Genomic DNA, 22,235 nt, shown 5'->3' on the forward strand with positions numbered 1-22,235 from the left:
GGATTCGCTCCTGTAATGTACGGACATAAAAAAGGCGACTGCTAAAGTCGCCTTATAAATCAGTTTACCAGCGCCGCCTTCTGCGACGCGACAATGGATTCAATTCCCCCTCGCGCCAGCGCCAGCAGCGCCAACAGCTCTTCATGGGAGAACGGCTCACCTTCGGCGGTGCCCTGGATCTCAATCATACGACCGTCTTCCATCATCACGACGTTCATATCGGTTTCAGCCGCGGAATCTTCAACGTATTCCAGATCGCAAACCGCTTCGCCTTTCACAATCCCGACAGAAACTGCGGCAACCATGCCCTTCATCGGGTTGGTCTTAAGCTTACCGATCGCCACCAGCTTGTTCAGCGCATCTGCCAGCGCTACGCAAGCGCCGGTGATGGAGGCGGTACGGGTGCCGCCGTCGGCCTGGAGCACATCGCAGTCCAGGGTAATGGTATATTCACCAAGCACTTTAAGATCGACCGCCGCGCGCAGCGAGCGGGCGATCAGGCGCTGGATCTCCAGAGTACGGCCGCCCTGCTTGCCTTTCGCCGCTTCACGGGCGTTACGGGTATGAGTGGAACGCGGCAGCATGCCGTATTCTGCGGTGATCCAGCCCTGGCCCTGACCTTTCAGGAAGCGCGGAACGCCTTCTTCAACGGTGGCGGTGCACAGCACTTTGGTATCGCCAAACTCGACCAGCACGGAACCTTCAGCGTGTTTGGTGTAATTACGGGTCAGGGTGACTGGGCGCACTTGTTCGGCGCTACGACCTGATGGACGCATGGGTATTCTCCGGCTAAAACGAATGTGGCTGCGCATTATACGGGCTTCGCGCGCTTATTCCTATCCTGCCCGGCCAGGCATGGCTATAATCCTCCCATCGATTGCACAACACGGTTACGAATTATGATCCGCAGTATGACCGCCTATGCCCGGCGTGAAGTAAAAGGCGAATGGGGCAGCGCCTCCTGGGAGTTACGTTCAGTCAACCAGCGTTATCTCGAAACTTATATTCGCATGCCGGAGCAGTTCCGCAGCCTGGAGCCCGTGGCGCGCGAACGCATTCGTACCCGCTTAACGCGCGGCAAGATTGAATGCAACCTGCGTTTTGAACCCGACGCCAGCGCGCAAAGCTCGCTTCTGCTGAACGAAAAGCTGGCAAAACAGCTCGTTGAAGCAGCGAACTGGGTAAAAATGCAAAGCGACGAAGGCGAAATCAACCCGGTTGATATTCTGCGCTGGCCGGGCGTCATGTCCGCTCAGGAGCAGGATCTGGATGCTATCACCGCTGAAATTCTGGCGGCGCTGGACGGCGCGCTGGATGACTTTATCGTCGCCCGCGAAACAGAAGGCCAGGCCCTGAAGGCGCTTATCGAGCAGCGTCTTGAAGGCGTCAGCACCGAAGTCACCAAAGTCCGCGCGCAAATGCCGGAAGTGATGAAGTGGCAGCGCGACCGCCTGGTGGGCAAGCTGGAAGAGGCACAGGTTCAGCTTGAGAACACCCGTCTTGAGCAGGAGCTGGTGCTCATGGCGCAGCGCATTGACGTTGCCGAAGAGCTGGACCGCCTGGAAGCGCACGTCAAAGAAACATATAACATCCTGAAGAAGAAAGAGGCCGTTGGCCGCCGCCTCGACTTTATGATGCAGGAGTTCAACCGCGAGTCGAACACCCTGGCGTCAAAATCCATCAATGCCGATATCACGAATTCAGCCATCGAGCTGAAAGTACTGATCGAGCAGATGCGCGAGCAGATTCAGAATATCGAGTAATTGCCAGCGTCTGAATGAGGCCCGCCGCAAGCGGGCTTTTTTTTCGACTATAAGCCATAAGACAGTAGCTGCTCTGCCGTTATTAACCCCATTTTCTCAAGCTGTATTGCCACCGCCCGCACCGAACGACAGAACTCATGGCTGAGCATTTCCGGTGTTTTTCCAGCCCGGTAATCGGCTTCCAGCCGCTGCTTCTCATCCTCACTCCAGGGGAAAAATGATTTAGCTGGTTTGCCCTGGGCAAGATTTTTCTGCTGCCGCTCTTCTGGCGTCAGCCTGGTTTTCTTTTCTGTCGGGCGCTGAATAAACTCTTCTGCCAACGTAAACAGCTGGCGAATCAGATCCGGGGCATGGGCTATGGAGGTACGGGGCAGTAGCTCTCCGGTATCAGGATTGATGCCGTTCGCCAGCGCTTTTAACATGACTGAGGTATTCATTATTATGACTCCTGTCTTTACCGCTAATTAAACTCATCATTAATTTTTAAATCTTAATAAAAAACCCTATATTTCCTGCTAAATAAGCAACAATCGCATTAATTAAACTAATCCAAATAAGACTCTGTTAGAAAATCTCAATCGTGACACAACGCACAAAACGTTACCCTCTGCTGATAGTTCTGGAGGGATTCATGCTGCTACATATTCTCTATCTGATTGGCATTACCGCCGAGGCGATGACCGGCGCGCTGGCGGCTGGCCGCCGTCGTATGGACACCTTCGGCGTCATTATTATTGCTACGGCCACCGCGTTAGGCGGCGGCTCGGTGCGCGATATCCTGCTGGGACATTACCCACTCGGCTGGGTTAAACACCCCGAGTACGTGGTTATCGTGGCTATAGCCGCCATTCTGACGACTATTTTTGCCCCGGTAATGCCGCATCTGCGCCGCCTGTTTCTGGTGCTTGATGCTTTGGGTCTGGTGGTCTTTTCCATCATTGGCGCACAGATAGCCCTGGATATGGGCGAAGGCCCGGTCATCGCCATCATTGCCGCTGTCGTCACCGGGGTATTCGGTGGCGTGCTGCGGGACATGTTCTGCAAACGCATTCCGCTGGTCTTTCAGAAGGAGCTTTACGCCGGTATCGCCTTTGCCTCCGCCGTTTTGTATGTCGTTCTGCAGCACTACGTTTCCAGCCAGGACGTTGTGGTGATCGCGACCTTAATCTTCGGCTTTACCGCACGGCTGCTGGCACTGCGCCTGCGTCTTGGCCTGCCAGTCTTTCATTACAAGCATGCCGATCACTGATCCACAAAACCCTTAATCCCCTGCCGGGCCAGGTAAGCTGCCAGCGAGCTGACGGTTGGATAGTTAACAAATTCAACCAGCTTTTTAGCCCGCGTTGCCCCTATGCCCGGGAGTAATTGCCAGCTGACTTCATCGCGGGCCAGCAGCTCACGCCAGTGCGAATCGGTCATCATATTTAGCGCAGCTTTTGGTATGGGTAATCCAAACGCCAGCAGCCAGCGACGAAACGGCTGCTGACGCGCCAGGGAGAACTGATGCCAGATTTGTGCCGCTCTGGCAGATGAGATCCCGCTGACCCGGCTGATATCGCCCACGCTTAGCTGTAGCCATGAAAAGAGATGCTCAAGGCCGACGGCAAGATGCAGCTGCTGCCACGTGCCCGCTTTAACGCCGCTGATATTCAGTACGGCGGGTGTGCTTAGCCAGACCAGGCGAGAAAGAAACTGTTCACGACACGCCGACGCGCTGTAGAGGCAGCTCATCGGGGTCAGCCTGAGAGGATCGGGCGGCTCTGGCTTATCACGCTGAGTGACCCGCCATACCACCTCGTCTATGCGGGGGATCCCCTGCCCCGCAAGGCTTATCATCACCTGGTCCCCCGGCGCGATATCCAGCGCCTGCCAGCGTTTTACCGAGCCCACGTTCACGCGCTTGATCTGTTTGTCGTCAAGCTGAAGCGGCTCCAGATCCAGCACCACTGAGATCTTGCCCGTGCGGCCTACAGCGAAGCTTATACCCTTCACATCGGCGAGCTGCTGCGCGGGCGGATACTTCCATGCCGCAAGCCAGGTTGACTGACCGGGCTGCCAGAATTTCCCGCCAGGTTCATTTCCCTGATGGATAACAATACCGTCAGTCACAAACGGCAGCGGCGAGCTAAACCAGCGTTTTCGTAAGTCTGATATCTCATCAAGGGTAGAAACAGGTTTTGACCAGGTTTTGGCGAGCGTAAAACCCGCTTCGGCTAATGCATCAAGCTTCATCCCAAAACTGGCCGGGCCGTCCGGCCATGCCCAGATAAACACGCCGAACTGATTCAGGAAACCCGGCGTGGCATTGCGCATCATGGCGCCCGCGACTTTCCCCCTGGCATTGAGACCCCCCATAGATTTTTGCATATGCCCATCGCGCTTCCAGAACAGTTCGCCCTGCAAAATGCTGTTTGCCAGCGGTCCGGTAACATTGAGGGGTATAGCACTGATTTTTTCGGCTTTCGCTGTCCAGTCCTCGCCTTTCAGGCCATCCCCACGGCTGAGCATCCGGGTAAGCTTTCCGTGTTGATAAACAAGGGTGATAGCGACGCCATCCACCTTCGGCTGTACCCACAGATCCGCCTTATTTCCGATCCATTTAGCAACCGCTGCGCTGTCAGAAAGCTTTTTCACGCCGGTATGCGCAACAGGATGCCGGGCTTTCCCGTACGTAGTGAGTTCGGGCGGCGCTTGCGCCGCGTCTGGCTGATGACAACGCTGCCAGCCGTTAAGCCTGGCCCGCAGCTGATCGTAGACAGCATCGCTCGTCGTGCTGGTGCCATCCCGGTAGTAGGCGATATCCCACTGTGTCAGCTGGGTTTTGAGCTTATTGATTTCCTGACTGGTCTGCCCCGGTGACCAGTCCGGGCATGAAGCCCGTACACCGCCCGAGCTGAAGAAAATTATTAAGAGCAGAGCTTTTAACCACGCCATAGCGACCTCCGTATCAAGACGAGGGAGATATAGCGCGTTGTTGTATCCACGGCGAGAGCGAGGTGTAAACACTGCGGAGCGTTTTCAGAGAAAGCGTTCGCGTTGCATAAACTGAACAAAAAAACTGGAAAATACTGCGCATTTTTCTGCAAAACAGCCCAGGGAGCATGACAAATTCTCCGTGCTGCCGCATCGCCGTGTATAATAGGCCGGTAAATGCTCTTCTTTTATCCTTACCGAATAAGTTAGAACTCATGGCTCAAGGCACGCTTTATATAGTTTCCGCTCCAAGTGGCGCGGGGAAATCCAGCCTCATTCAGGCTTTGTTAAAAACGCAACCGCTGTATGACACGCAGGTTTCCATTTCCCATACCACTCGTGGCGTACGCCCCGGTGAAAACCATGGTGAACACTATTTCTTCGTCAGTAAGGAAGAGTTCAGGCAGATGATTGCCGAAGATGCTTTCCTCGAACACGCGGAAGTATTCGGTAATTATTACGGCACTTCGCGCCATGCTATTGAGCAGGTTCTGGCAACGGGTGTTGACGTGTTTCTGGATATCGACTGGCAGGGCGCGCAGCAAATTCGCCAGAAAATGCCGCAGGCGCGCAGTATCTTTGTCTTGCCGCCGTCGAAAGATGAGTTAGACCGCCGCCTGCGTGGCCGCGGGCAGGACAGCGAAGAAGTCATTGCAAAGCGTATGGAACAGGCCGTTGCTGAAATGAGCCACTACGCCGAATATGATTATCTTATCGTCAACGACGATTTCGACACCGCGCTGTCAGATTTAAAGATTATTATCCGTGCCGAGCGTCTGCGAATGGGCCGCCAAAAAGCACGACATGACGCTTTAATCAGCAAACTATTGGCAGACTGAGCCCAGTTTCAGTATCATGCCCAGTCATTTCTTCATCTGTTGGAGCTTTAAAATATGGCACGCGTAACCGTTCAGGACGCAGTAGAGAAAATTGGTAACCGTTTTGACCTGGTACTGGTCGCCGCACGTCGCGCTCGTCAGATGCAGACTGGTGGTAAAGATCCACTGGTACCTGAAGAAAACGATAAAACGACCGTTATCGCACTGCGCGAAATCGAAGAAGGGTTGATCACCAACCAGATTCTCGATGTGCGTGATCGTCAGGAGCAGCAAGAGCAGGAAGCCGCAGAACTGCAGGCCGTTACCGCTATTGCTGAAGGTCGTCGTTAATTAGCCCTGCGGGTAGCCCTTGTATCTGTTTGAAAGCCTGAATCAGCTGATTCAACAATACTTGCCCGAGGAGCAGATTAAGCGCCTTCGGCAAGCTTATCTTGTCGCACGTGATGCTCACGAGGGACAAGCACGTTCAAGCGGTGAACCCTATATCACCCATCCCGTAGCGGTTGCCTGCATTCTGGCCGAGATGAAACTCGACTATGAAACGCTGATGGCGGCCCTGCTGCATGATGTGATCGAAGACACCCCCGCCACCTACCAGGATATGGAACAGCTGTTTGGCAAAAGCGTTGCCGAACTGGTGGAAGGGGTTTCTAAGCTCGACAAACTGAAATTCCGCGATAAGAAAGAGGCGCAGGCCGAAAACTTCCGCAAAATGATCATGGCGATGGTGCAGGATATCCGCGTCATTCTGATCAAACTCGCCGACCGCACGCACAATATGCGCACGCTGGGGTCTTTGCGCCCGGACAAGCGCCGCCGCATCGCCCGCGAAACCCTCGAAATCTATAGCCCGCTGGCTCACCGTCTTGGTATTCATCACCTGAAGACCGAGCTGGAAGAACTGGGCTTTGAAGCGCTCTACCCGAACCGTTACCGCGTCATTAAAGAAGTGGTCAAAGCGGCGCGCGGCAACCGTAAAGAGATGATTCAGAAAATCCTCTCGGAAATCGACGGGCGTTTACAGGAAGCTGGCATCCCTTGCCGCGTCAGCGGTCGCGAAAAACACCTCTATTCCATCTACTGCAAAATGACGCTTAAAGAGCAGCGTTTCCACTCGATCATGGACATCTACGCCTTCCGCGTTATCGTTCATGACATGGACACCTGTTACCGCGTCCTTGGCCAGATGCACAGCCTCTATAAGCCGCGCCCTGGCCGGGTGAAAGACTATATCGCCATTCCAAAGGCGAACGGCTATCAGTCGCTGCACACCTCCATGATTGGCCCGCACGGCGTGCCGGTTGAGGTGCAGATCCGTACCGAAGATATGGACCAGATGGCAGAGATGGGGGTTGCGGCACACTGGGCTTATAAAGAGCAGGGTGAGAGCAGCACAACTGCGCAAATCCGTGCCCAGCGCTGGATGCAAAGCCTGCTGGAACTGCAGCAGAGCGCCGGTAGCTCATTTGAATTTATCGAAAGCGTCAAATCCGATCTCTTCCCGGATGAGATTTACGTTTTCACCCCGGAAGGGCGAATTGTCGAACTGCCGGCGGGCGCAACCCCGGTCGACTTCGCCTATGCGGTGCATACCGATATCGGCCACGCCTGCGTGGGTGCCCGCGTAGACCGCCAGCCCTATCCGCTGTCCCAGCCGCTGACCAGCGGTCAGACTATCGAAATTATTACCGCACCGGGCGCACGTCCGAATGCGGCCTGGCTTAACTTTGTCGTCAGCTCCAAAGCGCGCGCCAAAATTCGCCAGATGCTCAAAAACCTCAAGCGCGACGACTCGGTGAGCCTGGGCCGCCGTTTGCTGAACCACGCTTTAGGCGGCAGCCGCAAGCTTGCCGAGATCCCACCGGAAAGCATCCAGCGTGAGCTTGAGCGCATGAAGCTCGCCTCGCTTGATGATTTACTGGCGGAGATTGGCCTGGGCAACGCCATGAGCGTCGTGGTAGCGAAGAACCTGCAGGGTGATTCCCCGACCGCGCTGCAACCCGGCACAATGCCGCACAGCCATCTGCCTATCAAAGGCGCGGACGGCGTGCTGATCACCTTTGCGAAATGCTGCCGCCCGATCCCCGGCGACCCGATTGTCGCGCACGTCAGCCCGGGCAAAGGCCTGGTTATCCACCATGAGTCCTGCCGCAACATCCGTGGTTATCAGAAAGAACCAGAGAAGTTTATGGCGGTGGAGTGGGATAAAGAGGCGGAGCAGGAGTTCGTCACCGAAATCAAGGTGGATATGTTCAACCACCAGGGTGCGCTGGCAAACCTGACGGCGGCGCTGAACAACGCGGGTTCCAATATTCAAAGCCTCAATACGGAAGAGAAAGATGGCCGCGTCTACAGCGCGTTCATTCGCCTGACCGCCCGCGATCGTATCCATCTGGCAAACCTCATGCGCAAAATCCGCGTGATGCCGGACGTGATTAAAGTCACCCGCAACAGAAACTAGCTATGAATCCTCAACGTTATGCGCGTATCTGCGAAATGCTCGCCAGGCGCCAGCCTGACCTGACCGTCTGCATGGAGCAGGTTCATAAGCCCCATAACGTCTCGGCGATTATCCGTACGGCGGACGCGGTGGGCGTGCATGAAGTCCACGCCGTCTGGCCGGGAAACCGCATGCGGACCATGGCCTCTTCTGCGGCGGGCAGCAACTCCTGGGTCGAAGTGAAAACCCACCGTACGATTGGTGATGCGGTCGCTCAGCTTAAAAGCAGCGGCATGCAGATCCTCGCCACCAACCTATCTGACAAGGCCGTCGACTTCCGCGAGATTGATTACACGCGTCCGACCTGCATCCTGATGGGCCAGGAAAAAACTGGCATTACGGCTGAAGCCTTAGCGCTGGCTGACCAGGATATCATTATTCCGATGATCGGCATGGTGCAGTCGCTTAACGTCTCCGTTGCCTCCGCGCTTATTCTCTACGAAGCGCAGCGCCAGCGTCAGAACGCCGGCATGTACCAGCGCGAAAACAGCACTCTGCCGGAATCTGAACAGCAGCGCCTGCTGTTTGAGGGCGGTTACCCTGTGCTGGCACGCGTCTCTCGTCGTAAAGGTCTGCCCTACCCCCATGTGAATCAGCAAGGTGAGATCGAAGCTGATGCCGCATGGTGGGCCACAATGCAGTCCGCGGAGTGATCCCATGAAAGGCCGTTTGCTGGATGCCATACCGTTAAGCACGCTTGCCGGGGTCGGCGCCAGCCAGAGCGGCAAGCTGGCCAAAATTGGCCTGCACACCATTCAGGATCTCCTGCTGCATCTCCCGCTGCGCTACGAAGACCGCACGCATCTCTACCCTATCAATGACCTTGTGCCTGGCGTTCACGCCACGGTAGAAGGCGAAGTGCTGAACTCAAACATCAGCTTTGGCCGCCGCCGCATGATGACCTGTCAGATTAGCGACGGCACCGGCATCCTGACGATGCGCTTCTTTAATTTCAATGCGGCAATGAAAAACAGCCTTTCGGCGGGCAAGCGTGTACTTGCCTACGGCGAGGCAAAGCGCGGGACGCACGGGGCAGAGATGATTCACCCCGAATACCGCATTCAGGGCGATCTCAGCACGCCTGAGCTGCAGGAGACGCTGACGCCCGTTTACCCCACAACCGAAGGCATCCGCCAGGCCACGCTGCGCAAACTGACGGACCAGGCGCTGGAGCTGCTCGATACCTGCGCCATTACGGAACTGCTGCCGCCGGAGCTAAGCCAGGGGATGATGAGCCTGCCCCAGGCGCTGCGCACGCTGCACCGTCCGCCGCCGGACATGAAGCTTATCGATCTGGAAACGGGCAAGCATCCGGCCCAGCAGCGTTTGATCCTCGAAGAGCTGCTCGCCCATAACCTGAGCATGCTGGCGCTGCGTGCCGGTGCCCAGCGCTATCACGCCCTGCCGTTGGTGAACCACGACGAGCTGAAAAACCGCCTGCTGGCCGCGCTGCCGTTTAAGCCTACCGGAGCACAGGAAAGAGTGGTTGCCGAAATCGAACGGGATATGGCGCTCGATGTGCCGATGATGCGTCTGGTGCAGGGCGACGTTGGCTCGGGTAAAACGCTGGTCGCCGCGCTCACCGCGCTTCGTGCTATTGCCCACGGCAAACAGGTAGGCCTGATGGCCCCGACGGAGCTGCTCGCCGAACAGCACGCCAGTAATTTCCGCCAGTGGTTTGAACCGCTGGGCATTGAAGTGGGCTGGCTTGCCGGGAAGCAAAAAGGCAAAGCGCGTATCGCCCAGCAGGAGGCCATTGCCAGCGGTCAGGTATCGATGGTTGTCGGCACCCACGCCATTTTCCAGGAGCAGGTGCAGTTTGCCGGGCTGGCGCTGGTGATCATCGATGAGCAGCACCGCTTTGGCGTCCACCAGCGGCTCGCCCTGTGGGAGAAAGGTCAGGTGCAGGGCTTCCACCCGCATCAGCTGATCATGACCGCCACGCCAATCCCACGCACGCTGGCGATGACCGCCTATGCCGATCTGGATACTTCAGTAATAGACGAGCTGCCGCCGGGCCGTACGCCGGTCACCACCGTCGCCATCGCGGATACGCGCCGCAATGAGATTATCGAACGCGTGCGCAGCGCCTGCACCGCAGAAAAGCGTCAGGCCTACTGGGTTTGTACGCTGATCGAGGAATCGGAAGTTCTGGAAGCCCAGGCGGCGGAAGTCACCTGGGAAGAGCTGAAAGCTGCGCTGCCCGATCTTAACGTCGGGCTGGTTCACGGGCGCATGAAGCCGGTGGAAAAGCAGGCGGTGATGAAGGCCTTTAAAGAGGGCAGCATTCATCTGCTTATCGCCACAACGGTGATTGAAGTCGGTGTGGATGTGCCGAACGCCAGCCTGATGATAATCGAAAACCCCGAGCGTCTGGGCCTTGCGCAACTCCACCAGCTGCGTGGCCGCGTGGGGCGAGGCGCCGTGGCATCTCACTGCGTGCTGCTCTACAAGTCTCCGCTGTCCAAAACGGCTCAGCTTCGTTTGCAGGTTCTTCGGGACAGCAACGACGGCTTTGTGATTGCGCAAAAAGATTTAGAAATTCGTGGGCCGGGTGAGCTGCTCGGCACCCGCCAGACGGGGAGCGCCGAGTTTAAAGTGGCTGATTTACTGCGCGATCAGGCGATGATCCCGGAAGTACAGCGGCTTGCCCGCCATATCCATGAGCGCTATCCGCAACAGGCATCCGCATTAATTGAACGCTGGATGCCCGAAACGGAACGCTATTCAAACGCCTGATTAGCCAAACAGCGGCAGAAGCAGGTAAAGCTTAATCACCAGCGCGTTAACGATATCGATAAAGAACGCACCGACCATCGGCACCACCAGGAAGGCCATATGCGAAGGCCCGAAACGCTCGGTGATCGCCTGCATGTTCGCAATGGCCGTCGGTGTAGCCCCAAGCCCGAACCCACAGTGCCCCGCCGCCAGCACCGCCGCATCGTAGTTTTTCCCCATCAGACGATAGGTCACGAAGATGGCATACAGCGCCATAAAGACGGCCTGCACGGTTAAAATGGCCAGCATCGGCAGCGCAAGGGAAGCCAGCTCCCACAGCTTAAGGCTCATCAGCGCCATCGCCAGGAACAGCGACAGGCAGACGTTGCCCAGCACCGACACCGCCCGCTCGAAGACGCGATAGAAGCCCAGCAGCGCCATAGTATTGCTGAGGATCACCCCAACGAAAAGCACGCAGACGAAGGTTGGCAGCTCAAACGCCGAGCCCTGAATCGCCTGTGCAACCAGCTTGCCGACCGTCAGGCAGATGGCGATCATGGCGATGGTTTCCACCAGCACCAGCGAGGTGATCACACGCCCTACCGCTGGCTTTTCAAACGCCGTTGGGATTTCGCTGTCTTCCGGGGTTCCCTCCGGGTTGGAGGAGTGTTTTACGAGGTAGCGCGCAACCGGCCCACCAATCAGCCCGCCGAGCACCAGTCCGAAGGTGGCGCAGGCCATTGCGACTTCAGTTGCGTTCTGGAAGCCGTAGCGCTCGGTGAAGAGCTTGCTCCATGCCGCACCGGTACCGTGACCGCCGGAGAGCGTAATAGACCCCGCCAGCAGGCCCATCAGCGGATCCAGCCCCAGCAGGCTTGCCATACCGATACCAATCGCGTTCTGCATGACCAGCAGCCCAACCACCACGATCAGGAAGACACCCAGCACTTTACCGCCGGCACGCAGGCTGGCGAGGTTGGCGTTCAGGCCGATGGTGGCGAAGAAAGCGAGCATCAGCGGATCTTTCAGGGTCATATCAAAATCGATTTCCCAGCCCATGCTTTTTTTCAGCACCAGCAGGGCTAAGGCAACCAATAGTCCACCTGCTACCGGCTCAGGGATCGTGTACTTTTTAAGAAGCGGTACGGAGTGGACCATTTTCCTGCCCAGCAGCAGCACAAGCGTTGCCGCAACCAGGGTCGAGAGGGTGTCGAGATGAATCATAAGAGTGCTCCTTTTTGCGCGTTTATAGGTCAGCGCTTAGTCATTCCTTCACATATACGCAGGGTCTGGAAAAATCAGCAGCTGGATTTTAACCAAAAAACAGTCATTCGTTATATAAAAACGTCGTTATATGAGATTTAAATATTAAGACCATCACTATGCAATCGTTTGCTTTTACCCTTCAGTCCGCTAAAATCTGCGCTTTTCCAGCAAGAGATTCCTCTGATGTCCGTAAACGCCGTTGAGTCAGAAAATGCGCAACCGATTGCATCGACTCCTCCCAGTGAGCTCATCTACCGCCTTGAAGACAGACCGCCCCTGCCGCAAACCCTTTTCGCCGCCTGTCAGCACCTGCTGGCGATGTTCGTTGCGGTCATCACACCGGCGCTGCTGATCTGCCAGGCGCTGGGGCTACCGGCAACGGACACCCAGCATATTATCAGTATGTCGCTGTTCGCATCCGGCGTGGCCTCTATTATTCAGATCAAATCCTGGGGGCCGGTTGGCTCCGGCCTGCTGTCGATTCAGGGCACCAGCTTTAACTTTGTCTCTCCGCTGATTATGGGCGGCATGGCGCTGAAAAACGGCGGAGCCGACGTGCCCACCATGATGGCGGCGCTGTTCGGTACGCTGATGCTGGCCAGCTGCACCGAAATGGCGCTGTCCCGCGTGCTGCATCTTGCCCGGCGCATTATCACGCCGCTGGTTTCCGGGGTCGTGGTGATGATTATCGGCCTGTCGCTGATTCAGGTTGGCCTGAACTCCATCGGCGGCGGCTATGCCGCCATGAGCGACCACACCTTCGGCGCGCCAAAAAACCTGATGCTGGCCGGTGCCGTATTACTGGTCATCATTCTTCTCAACCGCCAGCGCAACCCTTATCTGCGCGTGGCCTCGCTGGTTATCGCTATGGCCGTTGGCTACGCGCTTGCCTGGGCGATGGATATGCTGCCGCAGGTCACCGCGCCGACGAACACCGATTTGATTATGGTGCCAACGCCGCTCTATTACGGGCTGGGGATTGACTGGAACCTGCTGATCCCGCTGATGCTGGTGTTTATGGTGACCTCGCTGGAAACCATCGGTGATATTACGGCCACCTCCGACGTGTCCGAACAGCCCGTCTCAGGCCCGGTGTACATGAAGCGCCTGAAAGGCGGCGTGCTGGCGAACGGCCTGAACTCCTGTGTTTCAGCCATCTTCAACACCTTCCCGAACTCCTGCTTCGGCCAGAACAACGGCGTTATCCAGCTGACCGGCGTCGCCAGCCGCTACGTTGGTTTTGTGGTGGCGCTGATGCTGATCGTGCTCGGCCTGTTCCCGGCGGTAAGCGGTTTTGTTCAGCACATTCCCGAGCCGGTGCTGGGCGGCGCAACTATCGTGATGTTCGGGACTATAGCCGCGTCCGGCGTGCGCATCGTCTCCCGCGAACCGCTTAACCGCCGCGCAATTATGATTATCGCGCTGTCTCTCGCCGTCGGCATGGGGGTCTCCCAGCAGCCGCTGATTCTGCAGTTCGCGCCAGACTGGCTGAAGACGCTGCTCTCTTCCGGCATTGCCGCCGGTGGCATCACCGCTATCGTGCTGAACCTGATTTTCCCGCCTGAGAAAGATTGATGTCCCTCACGCGCCGGGGAATTGTTTTAACCGGCGCGTGAAACCTGCCCTGACAATCTCATCCTTGAGCTATAACGGTAAATGGGGCATAACACCCGTTACCGAAACTTCATGGGATGGAAGACAATGAAATTTCTCGGAAAGCTAATCGTAGTTATCCTTGTTGCCATACTGGTGCTGCTCGTTGCCGCCTGGCTTTTACTGCAGACCCGCTGGGGAGCGAGCCAGCTCAGCGGCTGGGTAAATGAAAATACCGGTTACCAGTTCTCATTCGAAAGCATGGATAACCGCTGGGCTTCCCCCACCCACGTTACGCTAAATAAAGTCACGTTCGGGCGAAAAGGCCAGCCTGCCACGCTGGTTGCGCAGGTCGTTGATATCGGCCTGAGCACGCGTCAGTTTTCTGAGCCGCTCCACGCGGATACCATTTTGCTGAAAAATGGCACCCTGAACCTGACCCCAACGGCGGCCCCTCTTCCGTTCAGGGCAGACCAGCTACAGCTGAGCGATATGGCATTGAACAGCCCCGGCTCCGAATGGGATTTACGCGCCCAACGCGTGAACGGCGGTATTTCACCGTGGCATCCCGAAGCAGGGAAAGTGCTGGGCAAGACCGCCGATATCCAGTTCAGCGCGGGCTCCATGACGCTTAACGGCGTTCCTGCGAGCAACGTCCTGCTGCAGGGGGCAATTAATAACGACCGGGTGACCCTCTCCAATGTGGGAGCAGATATTGCTCGTGGTTCGCTTACCGGCAATGCCAGCCGCAGCCCGGACGGTTCATGGCAGGTCGGCAGCCTGCGGCTGAACGATATCCGCCTGCAAACGGATAAATCAATTGCCGATTTCCTCGCCCCAGTCACCACCGTCCCCTCGCTGAAAATAGACAGCCTGGAGATAACGGATGCGCGCCTGGAGGGTAAAGACTGGGCGGTGACCGATTTAGATCTGAGCCTGCGCAACCTGACGCTGGCCAACGGCGGCTGGCAGACAGAAGACGGCAGGCTGTCGCTGAATGCCAGCAGCTTTATCAATGGCTCCGTGCAGCTTAACGACCCCATTGTGAATATCGATTTCACGCCGCAGGCCGCCGTGCTGCGCCAGTTCACCTCCCGATGGGAAAGAGGCATCGTGCGCGCCTCAGGCCAGTGGCTTCGTGGGGACAGGAGGCTGGAATTAGACGAGGTGGCGCTGTCGGGGCTGGAGTATACGCTGCCTGCGAACTGGCAGGCGCTGTGGCTGGAGCCGCTGCCGGAATGGCTCAACAGCGTGACGGTTAAAAAGCTGTCGGCAAACCGCAACCTGATCATCGATATCAATCCGGACTTCCCGTTCCAGCTCACCTCGCTGGATGGCATGGGGAATAACTTAACGGTGGTGCGCGACAGGCAGTGGGGGATGTGGGATGGAAATCTTACGCTGAACGCGGCGTCGGCTACGTTCAACCGGATAGACGTACGCCGTCCTTCTGTATCGCTTGTGGCAAACACGAATCAGATTACGGTTTCCGAGCTGAGCGCATTCGCCGGTAAAGGGATGCTGGAGGCGACGGGGGCGGTTTCACAATCACCGCAGCGGAACGCCGCCATCAATCTGCGCGGGCGCTCCGTGCCGGTAAACACGTTGCAGCAGTGGGGATGGCCTGAGGTGCCGCTCTCCGGCGACGGCAACCTGCAGCTCTCGGTGACGGGTAATCTTGCCGCGAAAACGCCTTTAAAACCAACGATTAATGGCACATTACACGTCACAGGGGCAGACGGTAAGCAGGTTGAGCAGAAAATGCAGAACGGAATGGTGCCAACGGAGCCAGCCACGGCTCCGGACAGCTACTCCTCTTCGTTACCGCCCTCTTCCAGCGGCCCGAACGGCTTAGCGGGAAGCACCAGATAGACCCCCTCGAACACGGCACCCATGGTGTCGTCGCCGTAAAGCTCAACCTGCAGGGCAACGCGAGCTTTACGGCCCCGCGCCAGGCGGTCCAGATCGCCGCTCAGCGATCCCAGATCCGCTATCGCGCCCGGCCTTCCGGTAATCGGGCTGCTGTAACGGATATGCGCATCCGCAAGTATTATCGTGCCGCCCAGATGGCGCTCGCGCAGCATCAGCCAGATAAGCCCCCAGCCAGTTAGCGTCGCCAGCGAGAAGAGGCTGCCTGCAAACAGCGTCTGGTGAGGATTTTGATTGCCCGCTTCCGGCATAGTGGTAATGAATTTCTGGCCGGTGTACTGCTGGATGCGCACGCCCATTTTCTCGCTGAGCGGGATATGTTCGTACCAGGCCTGCTGCAGCTGCCCGCACCAGTCGGCGCGATGCAGGATATCGTCCAGAGAAGCCACCGGTTTGATCATCAGGAAATGGCGAACGGGCGTCGTTTGCGGGGTGGTGATCTCACCCTGATTCTCAAAGCCCAGCTTGGCAAAGAACTCCACCGCGTCTTCGCGGGCGCTGCACACGACGCGCTTCACCCCTTCCTGACGCGCAACGGATTCCAGGGTCATCGCCATCAGCGTCCCCAGGCCTTTATCCTGCACGGATGGATGAACAGCCATAAAGCGAATGGCCGCTTCGTTATCGGCATTGATATACAGACGGCCAATGGCAACCGTATTGCCCTCTTCGTCCACCACCATCTGGTGATGGGCCATGGCATCCCAGGCATCGCGCTCTGAGCCCTTCGGCTGATGCAGCGGCTTGCGCAGCATTTCCCAGCGGAACTGGTAGTAGCGCTCAAGTTCTTCTTCGGTTTCTGGTACGCGAAGGTGATACATACATGCACTCTCTCTTGTTGCGCGGAACCGTCAAAATAGCGGCGTAATCAGACCTGCAGCCAGAACGTCACCGGGCCGTCGTTAGTCAGCGATACCTGCATATCCGCAGCAAAGCGCCCTGTTTCAGCTACGATTCCCTGGCTTCGGCAGCGGGCGACAAAATACTCGTACAGCTCTTCTGCCTGCTCGGGCGCAGCACCACCCGAAAAGCTCGGGCGCATGCCACGTTCGGTGTCTGCCGCAAGCGTAAACTGGGAAACCACCAGCACGCTGCCGCCAGCTTGCTGAACGTTCAGGTTCATTTTGCCGTTTTCATCGCTGAAAATTCGGTAGCCTAAAACCCGCTCGCACAGGCGGTTGGCTTTCTGTTCGTTGTCTTCTTTTTCGACACCCAATAACACCAAAAGTCCCGGACCAATTTCACCCGTGGTTTCACCCTCTACGGTAACGCTGGCGTGGGTGACGCGCTGAATTAATGCAATCATGGTTCTTCCAAATCTTCCTGCTGCGCTTCAATGCGAAGCTTACGATACTCCCCGAGGGTGACAGTAATTTCCGCCCCGAGCAACACGATACACCACGTCCAGTAGACCCAGACAAACAAAATCGGGATCACCGCCAGCACGCCGTAAATCAGCTGATAAGAAGGGAACATAGTGATGTAAAGCGCGAAGCCTTTCTTACCTAATTCGAAGAGCAGGGCAGCAACCAGCGAGCCAATCATGGCGTCTTTCACCGGTACGCGGGCGATGGGCACGATGCTGTAAAGCATCCAGAACGACAGCCAGGAGAGCAGCAGCGGGAAGATGCGCAGCACCTGGTCGATCATGCTGTTAAAGCCCGTTATCCAGTACATGGAAAGCAGGTAGGAGCTGATAGCCAGGCTCGCCCCGGCCAGCAATGGCCCGAGCGTGAGGATCATCCAGTACACGGCAAAAGAGTAAATTTTTGGCCGGGTCTTTTTGCTGCGCCAGATGGTATTCAGCGCGCTGTCCACGGCATACATCAGCAGTAAAGCCGTGACGATAAGCCCACAGGCGCCAACTGCCGTCATCTTGCTGGAGTTAGCGACAAACTGCTCGATATAGCGCTGGATAATGTCGCCGGTGGAAGGGATAAAGTTCGAAAAGATAAAGTGCCGCAGCTGAACGCTGACGTCTGAGAACATCGGAAATGCGGCAAACAGCGCAAACACGACGGCGATAAACGGCACCAGCGACAGCAGCGACACGTAGGCGAGGTTACCCGCGAGGGTCGTCATGTTGTCCTGGTCTATACGCTGCCAGAGCAGTTTGCCCCAGGCAACGCATGGCCTGAGGCGTGTAGCGGTAGTGCGACGAGCGTCTTTTAGCATGGATTGTTCGCGAAATATGCGGGTATCGTCTCTTTGCCGGTCACCAGAATGCTGGTGATACCCACCTGTTGAGCACCTTTTATATTATCGGCGTTATCGTCAAAAAAGATCGCCCGATCCGCAGGCGTTCCCTCTTCCTGAAGGAGTTTAAGGTAGATTTCTGGCTCCGGCTTGCGCGTCCCCATCTCCTGTGAGAGATAGATTTTATCCGCCGCTTCGGCAATTTCCGGGTATTCCCCCGGCCAGAAGTTCGTGTGTAAACGGTTGGTATTGGACAGGACTACCACGCGATGCCCTTTCTCACGCAGCTGCTTCATCACGGCAATGACTTCCGGGCGCAGGGCGACAAACACCGCCTGCCAGCCTGCCGCAAACTGGTCAAAGCTCAGCGCCATCCCCATCTCATCGCAAACGGCGGCGGCAAACTCTTCATCCGTAATCTGCCCTCGCTCGTGGCGGTGGAAAGCCTCACCCATCACAAAGCTGTTCTGTAAATTCGCCAGCGGCACCCGGCTGAGATCGCTCCACACCCCCATGACGCGGTTGAAGTCGATATCAACAATGACGTTACCTAAATCAAAGATATACAGCATAAGCCTCTCCTTTGCGCATGGACAAATAACTGTAGCGGTAAAGGGGAGCTTTGACTATCGATGACGTCGATAAGCGAAAATAAACATCCTTGCATATCTTCATTGCTTATCACTTCCCGCCGGAAGGTTTTATGTCCGTCACAAGGCTAAAATCCACGGCCATCCCACTGCTGTTAAGGGTGTATGACATGGATTCCGTCAGCCAGTGCTGATCTTCGTTTACGCCAAATCCTTGTGTTGTCACGCGGCTTTCAGCGGTAACAGGCAGTAGTGATAAGCGCGCGGGCAGCGTGATGTTCATCGTGCGGCTATTGCGCTTCATCTGCGTGACTTTGGATTTTGCGCTGGCTTTGGCGGATTGCTCATCGGACTGCGTATAGGGGTGCTGTTTGTCCGCGCCGCCGGGATGCTCAACCTCTACAGCTTTTGTTTCTCCCGTTGTCTTGTCGTGATAATTCACGCTCACCTTCCCCTTCGACTGGCCCGCAGACGTCCCCTCACGCTTGCCTTCACCGTAGCTCCAGCGGGTAACCATATCAGGCGTGATGGTGACTGCGGGCAGCGGTTTACCGCTCACCGTGGTGCCCTCACCCTGCACCAGGAACATCCAGTACCCCCCGCTGGGTTTGCTTACGGCGTCGTATTTTTTTGCAAGGCGGGTCAGCAGTGCGGCATCCGATTCTCTGACCTGATCGATATGGCTTATCGGAATTTCGGCGAGCTTCGGCGAAACCCGGGGTATCAGGCTATTATCCGTCGCAATGGTTTTGACGATATCGCCCAGCGTGACGTCGTTGAAAGAGCGGTTTTTCTGACTGGTCACGTCGCCAGGCTGTCTGGCGCTGTTCATCGGTGCGGCCGTTGCGGTGATAATAATCTGCCGGGGAGGCCCGCTGCTCTGCACCTGGCTTACCACAAACCAGCCTTTATCCTGGAAGGTGCCGTTAAATCCCAGCCCCAGCTGCAGACGCGCCCCTTTTGTAGGAAGGGCGAGCGTTTCTGAATACAGGGTAATGGTCAGCGTATCGCTTCTGCCGGTGGCACCGCCGTAATCAGCTAATTTAATCTCACTCAGCCCCTGCGCGATGGCATGGGTAATGTCCTGCCCTTCGGCTTTCAGACTAAAATCGGGTTTATATTCCATTTGTTAATCCCACAAGCTTTGCGCACTGTTCTCGGCCACCGGCGTCCAGTCCGGCAACAGAATTGCGATGCCTGCGGGATAAACGGCGCCGTAGTTGGCGAGCCCTCGGTTGGCCTCCAGAACAGCAACCATAGACTGATTCAGCGCCTGAGCGCCGTAGTTGCGGACACAAATTGCATCCAGTACATCGCCCTCACGGGTTATCCAGGTTGTCGCCATAATGTTGTATCGTCACTGAGAAAGTTTTATGTCGCGGCCCACCGCCGGGGATGAACTGGTTTATCGAGTCATTAAAAGCCTTCACGACCCAATACCCGAGTACATCCCCTTCACTGGTGACCAGTTGTTGTGGCTTTGCCTCGTCGGCCAGCAGGTAGAGATCATCAATGGCTGAAATGCCATTGCGGAACGCCTGATAGGCTTCGCCGTCAAGCTTGACCGTGCGCCCGGATTTACCGGTGTACTGCAATAAATCCTGCTTGCCGATGCGCTGCTGTTCCTGCCAGCGCCAGCTGGCATCCCGCACCAGCGTCTGGTAGGCCACCGTATCGATTGAAAACTCGAAGGAGCCAAGGCTAAGCATGATGCGCGGCGCATCGCTGGGCTGCGGTCCCTGAGCCAGGGAGTAGCCCTGGTTAAAACCGTCGAAAATTTCGCTAAACATTATCCCCCCCATCCGGCAGGCAGATCGCCGAGAATATTTTGCATGCTGGAGAACCCAGGATTCTGAGCATCAGCAATGCTCTGTGCCAGCGCTTCCTGAGACTGGCCCGGCAGCTGGTGAACTTCGATAGTGGTGTTATTGGTCTGGTTTATCTGGACAGGGCCTTTCCCGGCTACGTTTGCCGTACCCTCCAGCTCTTTTCTTAGCTCAGCCGTTGAGGCGCGCGGCGAATCCAGGAGTTTCTTGAGAGCGTTAACATCAAGTAAGCCATCCGTTCCATAAGGCTGGACGATATCCATCAGTTTTTGCTGTTCTGCGGGGGCCGCCGTTCCGCCAGGCGCGCTTTTGCTTTCCAGCCACTGGGTCCGCAGCTGGCTAACGGTATCCGGGTTGTTGATAGCCGTGTCGAACCAGTCTCGTAAACCTAAAGACTCCGACATATACCCGACGGTTTCCAGGGAGGAATTTCCTGCAGCAACCTGCGTCAAAAGCATCTGCTTATTGTTATTTTCTTTTTTCTTATCGGGTAGCACCCAGTCCAGCTTTTCAGCCAAAGCAAACAGAACTTTACCGACTAATACTGCCCCGTTCATCACTGCTACCAGGGCCGGATAAATCGTTCTGGTCATGAAGCTTTTCAGCTTTTCAATACCTCCACCTTTGAACCAGCTCGCCAGATCCTCTGTCAATGCACGAACTTTAGGCGCCAGCTCCGCACTCAGGGCGCTGGTGATTTCCTGCGCGCCAGTGGTAAAGACAGCCCAGAGGTTAGTAAACGCGCGGTTGCCCTCAAAGGCGCTATCGGCCCCTTGCTGGGTAACCATATTGTAGCGGGCCTGTTCATCAATTAATTCCTGATAGGATTGCCCGGACATGCGCATATAGGTCTGCAGTTTGTTAGCTTCGCCGCCAAACAGCGTGTTGGCTATACCGGCGGCATGCTTCTCGTCCTTCATATGCAAAAGACGATCGATGATTTCACCCGCCTGTCGATCGCTACTTTTGCTTTTCAGGTCTTCGGTCTTTAAACCCAGCGCAGGCAGCGCCCCTTTCACGGCCTGAGATTTCAGCCCATGCGCCCGAAAAGTGGCGAGCATGTCTCCAATATCATTACCGTTCAGACCCGCCTGCTGCCCCATACCTTGCCAGCTCTTGAATGTCTCAATGCTAACACCGTAAGCCCGGGCATCAGCCGCTTCTTCAGCGGTCTTCCTGTTGGTGTCATACAAGGTGGTGACTGCCCCCACAAAAGCGTTCCCGATAGTTGAAAGCGCCGGTAACAACGCGCTTTTCCCACCGCTGGTGCCGCCAGAGCTCCAGTGCTCATTTATCTGCGCTTTTTTTATCTCGACGTTAAGCTGCTTTTGTTGGTTGGTTGTCCTCCGAATCTGGGTGGACAAACCTTTATATTGCTCACTCAGTTCAGCGATACCGCCGCTGGCGGAAAGCGTCAGCTTCTGCTGCTGCCTTGCCAGCCTGGATAACTCCTTTCCCAGCCCCTTTAGCCTGTCCCGCATCGACTGAACCGAGCGACTCCAGCTGGGATCGATGGTGCCAACGAAACTCATGTTTAACCTGATAGCCTGGTCAACTGTTGCCATTATTTTCTCCTTGCCTCAGCGATCTGCTGACGCTCATCCCGTTCATCAACAATTAGCTGAACGAAAGTGTCGAACGGCAGGTCGAGGATTTGATCGGGCTGCCACCCGAACCAGCCTGCCAGGCGACGTATACCGGTCAGGATGTCGCTTTCATCCGCTGACTGACCGGCGTTAAAAAAGCATTAAATTGCTGCTCCAGACGCAGGTAGTCACAGCCTTCCATGTTCATCAGGTCGTCAAAGGAAAGATTGCACATGCTGCCAATCATATGAATATCAGCCTCGATATCAGGACGTTTGTCTTTATTGCGAAGCACACGATCGCGCACCGTTGGGGAACGCATGGTAACCGTGCCAATTTCGATGCCACCGGCAGTGGTAAAAGGAAAGTCGAGAGCGATCTCTACGGTGTTGGTTGGATAAGTCATATTGATTCCATGAAAAAGGGCACCGCCCGGGTGCCCTGTAGAGTAAAGAA

At 56.3% G+C, this 22,235-nt stretch carries 22 protein-coding genes; 9 read left to right on the forward strand and 13 right to left on the reverse strand.

Going from position 1 to position 22,235, the window contains the following annotated elements; all coding sequences use genetic code 11:
- Nucleotides 1-59: 59 nt before the first annotated feature.
- On the reverse strand, nucleotides 60-776 hold the full coding sequence (gene rph / locus AAE045_RS20550; RefSeq protein ID WP_455426285.1) for a ribonuclease PH: 717 nt from the start codon (nucleotides 774-776) through the stop codon (nucleotides 60-62).
- A gap of 123 nt (nucleotides 777-899) precedes the next feature.
- Between rph and AAE045_RS20555 the strand changes: the two genes are divergently transcribed.
- Nucleotides 900-1,763: a YicC/YloC family endoribonuclease gene (locus AAE045_RS20555; RefSeq protein ID WP_455549281.1), complete on the forward strand. Its 864-nt coding sequence runs from the start codon at nucleotides 900-902 to the stop codon at nucleotides 1,761-1,763.
- 47 nt (nucleotides 1,764-1,810) lie between these two features.
- Here AAE045_RS20555 and AAE045_RS20560 read toward each other — a convergent pair whose 3' ends face one another.
- Nucleotides 1,811-2,200, reverse strand: a complete 390-nt coding sequence (locus AAE045_RS20560) for a hypothetical protein (protein WP_455549282.1) — start codon at nucleotides 2,198-2,200, stop codon at nucleotides 1,811-1,813.
- Nucleotides 2,201-2,394: 194 nt separating this feature from the next.
- Here AAE045_RS20560 and AAE045_RS20565 point away from each other — a divergent pair, with 194 nt between their 5' ends.
- Nucleotides 2,395-3,012 carry a trimeric intracellular cation channel family protein gene (locus AAE045_RS20565; protein WP_455549283.1) on the forward strand — a complete coding sequence of 206 codons (618 nt, stop codon included), beginning with the start codon at nucleotides 2,395-2,397 and terminating at the stop codon, nucleotides 3,010-3,012.
- Here AAE045_RS20565 and ligB read toward each other — a convergent pair.
- Nucleotides 3,006-4,697 (reverse strand): NAD-dependent DNA ligase LigB, encoded by a 1,692-nt coding sequence (gene ligB, locus AAE045_RS20570; protein WP_455549284.1) that lies wholly within the window; start codon nucleotides 4,695-4,697, stop codon nucleotides 3,006-3,008. The genes AAE045_RS20565 and ligB overlap by 7 nt on opposite strands.
- Before the next feature lie 254 nt (nucleotides 4,698-4,951).
- Here ligB and gmk point away from each other — a divergent pair, with 254 nt between their 5' ends.
- The 5 genes from gmk to recG are packed head-to-tail and all read left to right on the forward strand — an operon-like array spanning nucleotide 4,952 to nucleotide 10,814.
- Nucleotides 4,952-5,575: a guanylate kinase gene (gmk, locus tag AAE045_RS20575; RefSeq protein WP_455426289.1), complete on the forward strand. Its 624-nt coding sequence runs from the start codon at nucleotides 4,952-4,954 to the stop codon at nucleotides 5,573-5,575.
- Between the two features lie 54 nt (nucleotides 5,576-5,629).
- A complete protein-coding gene (gene rpoZ, locus AAE045_RS20580) occupies nucleotides 5,630-5,905 on the forward strand; it encodes a DNA-directed RNA polymerase subunit omega (protein WP_034461476.1) in 276 nt (91 codons plus the stop codon).
- A 19-nt stretch (nucleotides 5,906-5,924) separates the two neighbouring features.
- The gene (gene spoT / locus AAE045_RS20585) at nucleotides 5,925-8,036 is read left to right on the forward strand and encodes a bifunctional (p)ppGpp synthetase/guanosine-3',5'-bis(diphosphate) 3'-pyrophosphohydrolase (protein ID WP_455426290.1); all 2,112 of its coding nucleotides are present in this window, start codon (nucleotides 5,925-5,927) and stop codon (nucleotides 8,034-8,036) included.
- A gap of 2 nt (nucleotides 8,037-8,038) precedes the next feature.
- Nucleotides 8,039-8,728, forward strand: a complete 690-nt coding sequence (trmH, locus tag AAE045_RS20590; RefSeq protein WP_455549285.1) for a tRNA (guanosine(18)-2'-O)-methyltransferase TrmH — start codon at nucleotides 8,039-8,041, stop codon at nucleotides 8,726-8,728.
- A 4-nt stretch (nucleotides 8,729-8,732) separates the two neighbouring features.
- On the forward strand, nucleotides 8,733-10,814 hold the full coding sequence (recG, locus tag AAE045_RS20595; protein WP_455549286.1) for an ATP-dependent DNA helicase RecG: 2,082 nt from the start codon (nucleotides 8,733-8,735) through the stop codon (nucleotides 10,812-10,814).
- On the opposite strand, the gene gltS is transcribed toward recG, so the two are convergent.
- Nucleotides 10,815-12,017, reverse strand: a complete 1,203-nt coding sequence (gene gltS / locus AAE045_RS20600; protein ID WP_455549287.1) for a sodium/glutamate symporter — start codon at nucleotides 12,015-12,017, stop codon at nucleotides 10,815-10,817. It lies immediately after the preceding gene.
- A gap of 225 nt (nucleotides 12,018-12,242) precedes the next feature.
- On the opposite strand from gltS, the gene AAE045_RS20605 reads away from it, so the two are divergent.
- On the forward strand, nucleotides 12,243-13,634 hold the full coding sequence (locus AAE045_RS20605; RefSeq protein WP_455549288.1) for a nucleobase:cation symporter-2 family protein: 1,392 nt from the start codon (nucleotides 12,243-12,245) through the stop codon (nucleotides 13,632-13,634).
- Nucleotides 13,635-13,760: 126 nt separating this feature from the next.
- On the forward strand, nucleotides 13,761-15,524 hold the full coding sequence (locus AAE045_RS20610) for an AsmA family protein (protein WP_455549289.1): 1,764 nt from the start codon (nucleotides 13,761-13,763) through the stop codon (nucleotides 15,522-15,524).
- On the opposite strand, the gene fabY is transcribed toward AAE045_RS20610, so the two are convergent.
- The 9 genes from fabY to AAE045_RS20655 form a co-directional block, all read right to left on the reverse strand.
- The gene (gene fabY / locus AAE045_RS20615) at nucleotides 15,461-16,402 is read right to left on the reverse strand and encodes a bifunctional GNAT family N-acetyltransferase/hotdog fold thioesterase (protein WP_455426296.1); all 942 of its coding nucleotides are present in this window, start codon (nucleotides 16,400-16,402) and stop codon (nucleotides 15,461-15,463) included. The two genes, AAE045_RS20610 and fabY, sit on opposite strands and share 64 nt — an antisense overlap.
- Nucleotides 16,403-16,449: 47 nt before the next feature.
- Entirely contained in the window at nucleotides 16,450-16,887 is a 438-nt protein-coding gene (gene dtd / locus AAE045_RS20620; protein ID WP_455549290.1) for a D-aminoacyl-tRNA deacylase, read from the reverse strand.
- On the reverse strand, nucleotides 16,884-17,756 hold the full coding sequence (locus AAE045_RS20625; RefSeq protein ID WP_202305857.1) for a virulence factor BrkB family protein: 873 nt from the start codon (nucleotides 17,754-17,756) through the stop codon (nucleotides 16,884-16,886). Before AAE045_RS20625 ends, dtd begins: the two co-directional genes overlap by 4 nt.
- On the reverse strand, nucleotides 17,750-18,349 hold the full coding sequence (yihX, locus tag AAE045_RS20630) for a glucose-1-phosphatase (RefSeq protein ID WP_455549291.1): 600 nt from the start codon (nucleotides 18,347-18,349) through the stop codon (nucleotides 17,750-17,752). The genes AAE045_RS20625 and yihX overlap by 7 nt, the downstream gene beginning before the upstream one ends.
- Before the next feature lie 109 nt (nucleotides 18,350-18,458).
- Nucleotides 18,459-19,493 carry a contractile injection system protein, VgrG/Pvc8 family gene (locus tag AAE045_RS20635; protein WP_455549292.1) on the reverse strand — a complete coding sequence of 345 codons (1,035 nt, stop codon included), beginning with the start codon at nucleotides 19,491-19,493 and terminating at the stop codon, nucleotides 18,459-18,461.
- Nucleotides 19,494-19,496: 3 nt separating this feature from the next.
- The gene (locus AAE045_RS20640; protein ID WP_455549293.1) at nucleotides 19,497-19,712 is read right to left on the reverse strand and encodes a tail protein X; all 216 of its coding nucleotides are present in this window, start codon (nucleotides 19,710-19,712) and stop codon (nucleotides 19,497-19,499) included.
- Nucleotides 19,687-20,157, reverse strand: a complete 471-nt coding sequence (locus tag AAE045_RS20645) for a phage tail protein (protein WP_455549294.1) — start codon at nucleotides 20,155-20,157, stop codon at nucleotides 19,687-19,689. The genes AAE045_RS20640 and AAE045_RS20645 overlap by 26 nt, the downstream gene beginning before the upstream one ends.
- The gene (locus tag AAE045_RS20650) at nucleotides 20,157-21,758 is read right to left on the reverse strand and encodes a hypothetical protein (protein WP_455549295.1); all 1,602 of its coding nucleotides are present in this window, start codon (nucleotides 21,756-21,758) and stop codon (nucleotides 20,157-20,159) included. The genes AAE045_RS20645 and AAE045_RS20650 overlap by 1 nt, the downstream gene beginning before the upstream one ends.
- 136 nt (nucleotides 21,759-21,894) lie before the next feature.
- Nucleotides 21,895-22,185 (reverse strand): phage tail assembly protein, encoded by a 291-nt coding sequence (locus tag AAE045_RS20655; protein WP_455549296.1) that lies wholly within the window; start codon nucleotides 22,183-22,185, stop codon nucleotides 21,895-21,897.
- Nucleotides 22,186-22,235 lie beyond the last annotated feature (50 nt).

It is taken from the genome of Dryocola clanedunensis (assembly GCF_038405435.1).
GTDB classification, from domain to species: domain Bacteria; phylum Pseudomonadota; class Gammaproteobacteria; order Enterobacterales; family Enterobacteriaceae; genus Dryocola; species Dryocola clanedunensis_A.

Coding starts and splice junctions, on each gene's coding strand:
- AAE045_RS20610 (WP_455549289.1), top strand. CDS start 13,761: ATGAAATTTCTCGGAAAGCTAATCGTAGTTATCCTTGTTGCCATACTG.
- ligB (WP_455549284.1), bottom strand. CDS start 4,697: ATGGCGTGGTTAAAAGCTCTGCTCTTAATAATTTTCTTCAGCTCGGGC.
- AAE045_RS20635 (WP_455549292.1), bottom strand. CDS start 19,493: ATGGAATATAAACCCGATTTTAGTCTGAAAGCCGAAGGGCAGGACATT.
- fabY (WP_455426296.1), bottom strand. CDS start 16,402: ATGTATCACCTTCGCGTACCAGAAACCGAAGAAGAACTTGAGCGCTAC.
- recG (WP_455549286.1), top strand. CDS start 8,733: ATGAAAGGCCGTTTGCTGGATGCCATACCGTTAAGCACGCTTGCCGGG.
- gltS (WP_455549287.1), bottom strand. CDS start 12,017: ATGATTCATCTCGACACCCTCTCGACCCTGGTTGCGGCAACGCTTGTG.
- AAE045_RS20645 (WP_455549294.1), bottom strand. CDS start 20,157: ATGTTTAGCGAAATTTTCGACGGTTTTAACCAGGGCTACTCCCTGGCT.
- gmk (WP_455426289.1), top strand. CDS start 4,952: ATGGCTCAAGGCACGCTTTATATAGTTTCCGCTCCAAGTGGCGCGGGG.
- rpoZ (WP_034461476.1), top strand. CDS start 5,630: ATGGCACGCGTAACCGTTCAGGACGCAGTAGAGAAAATTGGTAACCGT.
- AAE045_RS20655 (WP_455549296.1), bottom strand. CDS start 22,185: ATGACTTATCCAACCAACACCGTAGAGATCGCTCTCGACTTTCCTTTT.
- yihX (WP_455549291.1), bottom strand. CDS start 18,349: ATGCTGTATATCTTTGATTTAGGTAACGTCATTGTTGATATCGACTTC.
- trmH (WP_455549285.1), top strand. CDS start 8,039: ATGAATCCTCAACGTTATGCGCGTATCTGCGAAATGCTCGCCAGGCGC.
- AAE045_RS20565 (WP_455549283.1), top strand. CDS start 2,395: ATGCTGCTACATATTCTCTATCTGATTGGCATTACCGCCGAGGCGATG.
- AAE045_RS20640 (WP_455549293.1), bottom strand. CDS start 19,712: ATGGCGACAACCTGGATAACCCGTGAGGGCGATGTACTGGATGCAATT.
- AAE045_RS20555 (WP_455549281.1), top strand. CDS start 900: ATGATCCGCAGTATGACCGCCTATGCCCGGCGTGAAGTAAAAGGCGAA.
- rph (WP_455426285.1), bottom strand. CDS start 776: ATGCGTCCATCAGGTCGTAGCGCCGAACAAGTGCGCCCAGTCACCCTG.
- dtd (WP_455549290.1), bottom strand. CDS start 16,887: ATGATTGCATTAATTCAGCGCGTCACCCACGCCAGCGTTACCGTAGAG.
- AAE045_RS20650 (WP_455549295.1), bottom strand. CDS start 21,758: ATGGCAACAGTTGACCAGGCTATCAGGTTAAACATGAGTTTCGTTGGC.
- AAE045_RS20605 (WP_455549288.1), top strand. CDS start 12,243: ATGTCCGTAAACGCCGTTGAGTCAGAAAATGCGCAACCGATTGCATCG.
- AAE045_RS20625 (WP_202305857.1), bottom strand. CDS start 17,756: ATGCTAAAAGACGCTCGTCGCACTACCGCTACACGCCTCAGGCCATGC.
- AAE045_RS20560 (WP_455549282.1), bottom strand. CDS start 2,200: ATGAATACCTCAGTCATGTTAAAAGCGCTGGCGAACGGCATCAATCCT.